The sequence below is a fragment of the Bifidobacterium callitrichidarum genome (assembly GCF_003129905.1).
GTDB classification, from domain to species: Bacteria; Actinomycetota; Actinomycetes; order Actinomycetales; family Bifidobacteriaceae; genus Bifidobacterium; species Bifidobacterium callitrichidarum.
In genome coordinates this window covers 1-6,060 of sequence record NZ_QFFM01000048.1, presented here as the reverse complement: position 1 = coordinate 6,060, position 6,060 = coordinate 1, and the positions used below count along the sequence as shown (strand labels likewise).

Genomic DNA, 6,060 nt, shown 5'->3' with positions numbered 1-6,060 from the left:
AGGACCGATACCGTTCGCGCTCATTCCCGATGAGGCACCACCACACCCTACGCGCTCAAAAAACGTGAGGCACGTCGCCCACCTGTCCGGCCCGCGTTTGCGCTGGTAGCATGGAAGATGTTGGGTCACGGCTCAAGGAAGGCCGTGCTTGGCCCTTGTTGAAAGGGGGCTTTCATTGTCGTCTATCCTAGCCGTTTTCGGAGGAACCATGCTATTGCTGCTTATCCTGCTCATTATCATCATCCTGTTGCTGTTCGCCGCGATTTTCGTGGTGCCGCAGCAGCAGGCGTACATCATCGAACGATTCGGTAAGTTCCAGAAAGTGCAGTTCGCCGGCATCCACATGAGGATTCCGTTCGTGGACCGCATCGCCATGAAGACCAACATGCGTGTGAACCAGCTCAACGTGCAGTTGGAGACCAAGACGTTGGACAACGTGTTCGTCACCGTGGTGGCCTCCACCCAGTTCCGCGTGAATCCCGAGAACGTCGCCACCGCGTACTACGAGCTGCGCGATCCGGCCGGCCAGCTGCGTTCGTACATGGAGGACGCGCTGCGTTCCGCCATCCCGGCGCTGACCCTGGACGACGCCTTCGCCCGCAAGGACGACGTGGCCTCCGACGTGCAGAAGACCGTGGGCAACGAGATGAGCCGGTTCGGTTTCACCGTGGTCAAGACGCTGATCACCGCCATCGACCCCTCACCGCAGGTCAAGAACGCGATGGACTCCATCAACGCCGCCCAACGTGAGAAGGAAGCCACCCGCCAGCGTGCCGAGGCCCAGCGCATCCAGATCGAGACACAGGCCGCCGCCGAGGCCGAGAAGACCCGTCTGCAAGGTGAGGGCCAAGCCAACTACCGCCGCGAGATCGCCAACGGCATCGTGGATCAGATCAAGAGCCTGCAGGCCGTGGGCATGAGCATCAACGACGTGAACAACGTGGTGCTGTTCAACCAGTACCTCGACGTGATGCGGTCGCTGTCCGAATCCGGCAACGCCAAGACCGTGGTGCTGCCGGCCTCCACGCCGGGCGGCTACCAGGATCTGTACGAACAGGTCACCAAGGCCATGCTCACCGCCTCCGACGTGAAGTCGGGCAAGTAGGCGCGGCGGTTGAGCAACGGAGGAAACCGTTTTGGCTCTGTCCATCCGACAGAGCCTTTTCTTTGATGCTCAGGGATGAGTGCATTGCCGTTATGGGCGGCCGAGAGATCATTCGAAAATGAGTTTCTTTCATGAAATCTCCCCTCAGTCGACTCCGTCGACGGCTCCCCTCCGGGAGGGGAGCCTTAGGGTCGAGTCCTACTTTCCCAAAAACTCAGGGATGGCTTCGGCAGCAGCGTAACCCTTGCGATACATCATCTCGAGGCCCTCGAAGTTTTTCTTCAAGGTATTGAGGCCGTACAGGTCCTCGGGCGCCAGGATGAGCACGCGGCCCTCCTCCTCATACCGCTTGGCGAGCTCGATCTCATCGTTGTAGGTCTTGTAGCGCATACGCAGACGCTCCGCCGCTGCCGGGTATGTACGTTCCAGAATACGGGCTGGCGCGAGGTCCTTGCGCTGCTGACGCACCTCGTCACGCAGACGGGAGAGAATCAGGATCACCTTCTCATAGCCATCGTCCAGCGCCTTCTGCACCGGCACCGGGTCGGCGATGCCGCCGTCATAATACGGTACGCCGTCCACCACATACGGTTCGCACGCCACCGGCACCGCCGAGGACGCCTTGACCACGTCAAAGTCGTCGAAATGGATGCGTGACTTGTCGAAGTACTTGGTCGAACCGTCCTCCGCGTTGCAGGCCACCACCGTGAAGCCGGTGGGATTGGCCTCGAACGCCTCGAAATCCACCGGATACTCGCCGTCGTGGTTGCTCAGCGTGCCATAGATGTAGTCGAGGTTGGCGAAGTTGTGGTTCTTGAAGTAGCTTTCCGCGCTCGCGTACTCCTTGCGGAAGGCGTACTTGGTATAGAACGTGTGATTGCGGCCGTGCTGGCGGGCGATGAACGAGGTCATGTTGGCCGCGCCGGCGGAGATGCCGTAGCACATGTCCACGTCGATGCCGTCCTCCAGCATGCGGTCCATCACGCCGCACCCGAAAATCGCGCGGAATCCGCCGCCCACATCGATCATCGCGGACTTGACTGCCATGACTACCCCCTGTGTAAAGAAACCCCTGCGTTGGCTAATGGATTCGAGCTTACGCGCGCCGACTGGACAACGCCATGCTGTAGGGATTCGCGCATGGTGTAGGGAAAATCCCATGATGCGGTGACGGAAAACGGCTTGATTCCGCGGATGTGTGCTTTTGGTGTCCCTACAGCATGGGATTTTCCCGACACCATGGGACGACCGGGGCGCCGACCGGCCGTTCGTTAAGCCATTATCGGCCCAGCAGATTGCGTGAAAGTGTGGCGATGCGCTCCGACGGGTCGGAGTTGGCGAGTTCCACGCCGCCTGCCGCGCCGTCTGGCGCAAGTTGGCCCAGCGATTCCAACACCACGCCGAGATGACGTACCGTGCCCTCGTTGCCGTCGATGATCGCGGCACGTTCCGGCAGCAGTTCGCGGAAGTAATCGCGGTAGAACACGAAATGCGTGCAGCCGAGCACCACGGAGTCGATGCGGTCCAGGTCATACTGGTCGAAATACCCGTGCAACGTGCGCATCACCAGATCATGGTCGCCAAGACGGCCGGACTCCACGATCTCCACCAGATCGGGGCATGGCTCCTTGTAAATCTCATTATTCGAGTCGAAGCGCTCCATCAGCTTGGCGAACTTGCGCTCGCGCAACGTCAGGGGAGTGGCGGCCACGATCACGCGCTGCGGGATGTGATGCGGGTCGGACGGCACGTCGCCACGGTCGCAGGCCACCTTCAACGCCGGTTCCATGCCGATGATCGGGATGTCGTAATGTTCACGCAGCTCGTTGACGGCCGCGGAGGTGGCGGTGTTGCAGGCGATGACCACGGCCTTGACACCCTGCCGCACGAACCGCTCCACGATGGCGAAACTCAACGCGCGCACCTGCTCCGGGGCTTTGGTGCCATACGGCGCATTCGCCGAATCGCCGAAATACAGCACATGTTCGGCCGGCATGTCCCGGATGATCTGACGTACCACCGAAATGCCGCCGAGGCCCGAATCGAACACGCCAATCGGAGCCAAAGAACTCATGCCTGATTCCTCCCTGTGTTGTGTCACTACCAGAGTACTCTGTAAGCCATGAGTCTTCCGCAACAAGTGACCAAGGCACACGCCACCGGCAACGATTTCGTCGTCTATCTTGACCGCTCCGGCAAATTCGAACCCACGCCCGAGGAAGTCCGCTTCCTGTGCGACCGGCATTTCGGTATCGGCGGTGACGGCCTCATCCGCCTGACCCGCCCTGATTTCGTCTCCGACCTCAGCGACGACCAGATTTCGGACGCACTCGCAGGCGGCGCCAAGTGGTTCATGGACTACCGCAACGCCGACGGTTCGCTGGCGGAGATGTGCGGCAACGGCACGCGCGCCATCACGTTGTTCGCCCAGCGCGTGGGCGTGGCCGACTCCACCGAGCCGTTCCGTCTGGGCACGCGCGCCGGCGTGAAGATCCTCACGCCCCGCGGCAATATGAAGCCCTACGGTGCCAACGTGTTCCAGGTCGAGATGGGCCAGTGGCATATCGGTGAGCAGGACGCCTACGAGGTCACCATCCCCGGCACCGAAGGCGCAGCCCGCGGCACGTTCGTGGACATGGGCAACCCGCATGTGGTGGCGGTCATCGAGGACGCCTTCGCCACGCTGCCCAGGGTCGAGGACCTGGACCTCGTGACCAAGCCCGAGGTCCGTCCGGTCATCGAATCCGACCAGAACGTGGAATTCGTGCGCATCGACGATATCGACGAGAACACCGGCGTGGGCGAGGCCACGATGCGCGTCAACGAGCGCGGCTGCGGCGAAACGCTTTCCTGTGGCACCGGCCTGTGCGCCACGGGCGTTGTGCTGCGGTCCAAGACCGGCATCGACCACTGGGACATCACCGTGCGCGGCGGCACCCTGCGCGTGGACGTGACCGAACGTGACGTGCGTCTGACCGGCTCGGCCACGCTCGTCGCCGATGTGACGTTGCTGTAAAAAACGAAAAGGGCGGCCCTAGAAGGCCGCCCGATGGTGCATTGCCGGGTGTTGCCGGGCAATCTGAAGCAATCGTCTATGCGAACAGCGCCGCGCCTTCGGTCACGAGAATCAGCACCACGATCGCCACGATCCACAGCACATCGATCATCAGGTCGATGTTGAGACGGTAGTACTTCGCCAATCCTGCGGGAACCTCGCCGTCCTTGCCGGCCGGCAGCCCCTGCTCGGCCACGGTCGCATGGCTTAGCGCCATGAACTGGATGGTGGTGGAGAACATAAGCGTCAGGCACCACGGGCACAGCGCATGGATTACGAACAGCGACTGCGTGCTCAGCCAGTACGAGTACGCCAGCGCGGCCAGCCCGCCCAGCCAGGTGCAGGCGGCGAACCAGCGCGGCACGCGCACACGCGCCAGACCGATCACCGCGATGGTCACGAACACGCTTTCCGCCGCGATGCCGAAGAAGGCGTTCGGGTAGGACAGTCCGCCGAATTTCACGATCTCCGCCTGCCAGGACTGGGCCACGGTGGAGCAGGAGATCACTGCGTTCACGTCGCATCCGAGCGATGCGGAGGGGTTGCGGGCCAGCTGCAGCGTCTCCGCGGACAGGATGAACGAGGTAGCCAGCGCCACGGCAGAGGCGATCAGCATGACGAGATACGTCCACGTGGCGCCGTGACGCCATCCGACAAGACCAGCCATGCTCCCGGTGCTTCCCGTAGTCCGCGACTCCCCGGTTTCGGAAACGTCGGTGTGCTTCTGTTCAACGGTCGCGTTGCTGCTCATACCTACCTCCTCAAGATGGATGCTGCGCTCCAGCGTAGCGTCTGCGGTTGTCATGCGGCCTGTCCGCGCGGGAAACGCCGGTGAAACGGGTTACGATAAAAGGTATGACTGGATACGTGATGCCTGTGGCGCCGCCCGCAACCGGATGGGACATCCATTGCCATACCGTCTTCTCGGACGGCACGGAAACACCTGCCACGCTTGCCGAGCAATCGAAGGCGCTCGGTCTGAAGGGCGTATCCATTTCCGACCACGACACCACCGCCGGCTGGCCGGATGCCGAAGCCGCAGCCCGTCGGGTGGGGTTGCCGCTGTTGCGAGGCACCGAGATCACCGCTACGGACGAGGACGTGTCCGTGCACATGCTGGGCTACCAGTACGATCCGGACAGCCCGCACATCGTGAATTTGTTCGCTGCTACCCGCGAGGCGCGTCTGCGCCGCACGCAGCGCATGGTCGAGCTTCTCTCGCGCGATTACCCCATCTCGTGGGACTCCGTGCTCGCCCAGGTGCGCGAAGGTAGCAAGACGACGATCGGTCGGCCTCACATCGCCGACGCGCTGGTCAGCGCCGGCGTATACGAGAACCGTTCGCAGGCCTTTGCCGACGCCGTCAACTCGTCCTCCAAGTACTACATTCCCACGCCGTCGCCGACCTCGCATGAGGTGGTGGCCGCGGTCAAGGAGGCCGGAGGCGTGGTGCTCGTCGCCCACGCCGGCGATCTGAGCCGCAACCGTCGACTGCTCTCCGACGAGCAGATCGAGACGCTGGCCAGGGAAGGATTGGATGGTCTGGAGGTATGGCATCGGGGCAATCCGCCCGAACAACGCGAACGTTTGCTGTCCCTATGCCGTCGCTTCGGTTTGCTGGTCACCGGTGGATCCGACTGGCACGGTAAGGGCAAGCCGAACGGTTTGGGGGAGAACCTTACCGACGAGTCCACAGTCGCCGAAATCGTCAGGCGCGGGGTGCTGCCGCTGTACCGGTAGTCTCGAAAATAAAAAACTCCGTTAAGCCAAGTTCCACTGGACTACCCCTCAGTCCGCTTCGCAGCCAGCTCGTCCTGCAATTGAGGACGAACTTCGTTCGTGTTCTGTTGGCTCGACTGTCGTCTCGCACATTGCCTACAAACAGCTCCGCTATTTGCTT

6 protein-coding genes are annotated in these 6,060 nt (G+C 62.1%); 3 read left to right on the top strand and 3 right to left on the bottom strand.

Annotated elements, in window-relative coordinates; all coding sequences use genetic code 11:
* Positions 1 to 208 precede the first annotated feature (208 nt).
* Complete coding sequence (locus DF196_RS12990) at positions 209 to 1,105, top strand: SPFH domain-containing protein (protein ID WP_109058217.1); 897 nt, start codon at positions 209 to 211, stop codon at positions 1,103 to 1,105.
* A gap of 198 nt (positions 1,106 to 1,303) precedes the next feature.
* Here the strand turns inward: DF196_RS12990 and DF196_RS12985 are convergent, their stop codons facing one another.
* Positions 1,304 to 2,152, bottom strand: coding sequence for a patatin family protein (locus DF196_RS12985; protein ID WP_170115087.1), 849 nt, complete (start codon positions 2,150 to 2,152; stop codon positions 1,304 to 1,306).
* A gap of 232 nt (positions 2,153 to 2,384) precedes the next feature.
* Positions 2,385 to 3,179, bottom strand: a complete 795-nt coding sequence (gene murI / locus DF196_RS12980; protein ID WP_109058216.1) for a glutamate racemase — start codon at positions 3,177 to 3,179, stop codon at positions 2,385 to 2,387.
* A gap of 48 nt (positions 3,180 to 3,227) precedes the next feature.
* Between murI and dapF the strand changes: the two genes are divergently transcribed.
* Entirely contained in the window at positions 3,228 to 4,121 is an 894-nt protein-coding gene (dapF, locus tag DF196_RS12975) for a diaminopimelate epimerase (RefSeq protein ID WP_109058215.1), read from the top strand.
* Between the two features lie 76 nt (positions 4,122 to 4,197).
* On the opposite strand, the gene DF196_RS12970 is transcribed toward dapF, so the two are convergent.
* Positions 4,198 to 4,827 carry a vitamin K epoxide reductase family protein gene (locus DF196_RS12970; RefSeq protein ID WP_109058219.1) on the bottom strand — a complete coding sequence of 210 codons (630 nt, stop codon included), beginning with the start codon at positions 4,825 to 4,827 and terminating at the stop codon, positions 4,198 to 4,200.
* A 179-nt stretch (positions 4,828 to 5,006) separates the two neighbouring features.
* Here DF196_RS12970 and DF196_RS12965 point away from each other — a divergent pair, with 179 nt between their 5' ends.
* Positions 5,007 to 5,900 (top strand): PHP domain-containing protein, encoded by an 894-nt coding sequence (locus DF196_RS12965; RefSeq protein ID WP_109058218.1) that lies wholly within the window; start codon positions 5,007 to 5,009, stop codon positions 5,898 to 5,900.
* Positions 5,901 to 6,060: the final 160 nt, after the last annotated feature.

Coding starts and splice junctions, on each gene's coding strand:
- DF196_RS12990 (WP_109058217.1), top strand. CDS start 209: ATGCTATTGCTGCTTATCCTGCTCATTATCATCATCCTGTTGCTGTTC.
- DF196_RS12985 (WP_170115087.1), bottom strand. CDS start 2,152: ATGGCAGTCAAGTCCGCGATGATCGATGTGGGCGGCGGATTCCGCGCG.
- murI (WP_109058216.1), bottom strand. CDS start 3,179: ATGAGTTCTTTGGCTCCGATTGGCGTGTTCGATTCGGGCCTCGGCGGC.
- dapF (WP_109058215.1), top strand. CDS start 3,228: ATGAGTCTTCCGCAACAAGTGACCAAGGCACACGCCACCGGCAACGAT.
- DF196_RS12970 (WP_109058219.1), bottom strand. CDS start 4,827: ATGGCTGGTCTTGTCGGATGGCGTCACGGCGCCACGTGGACGTATCTC.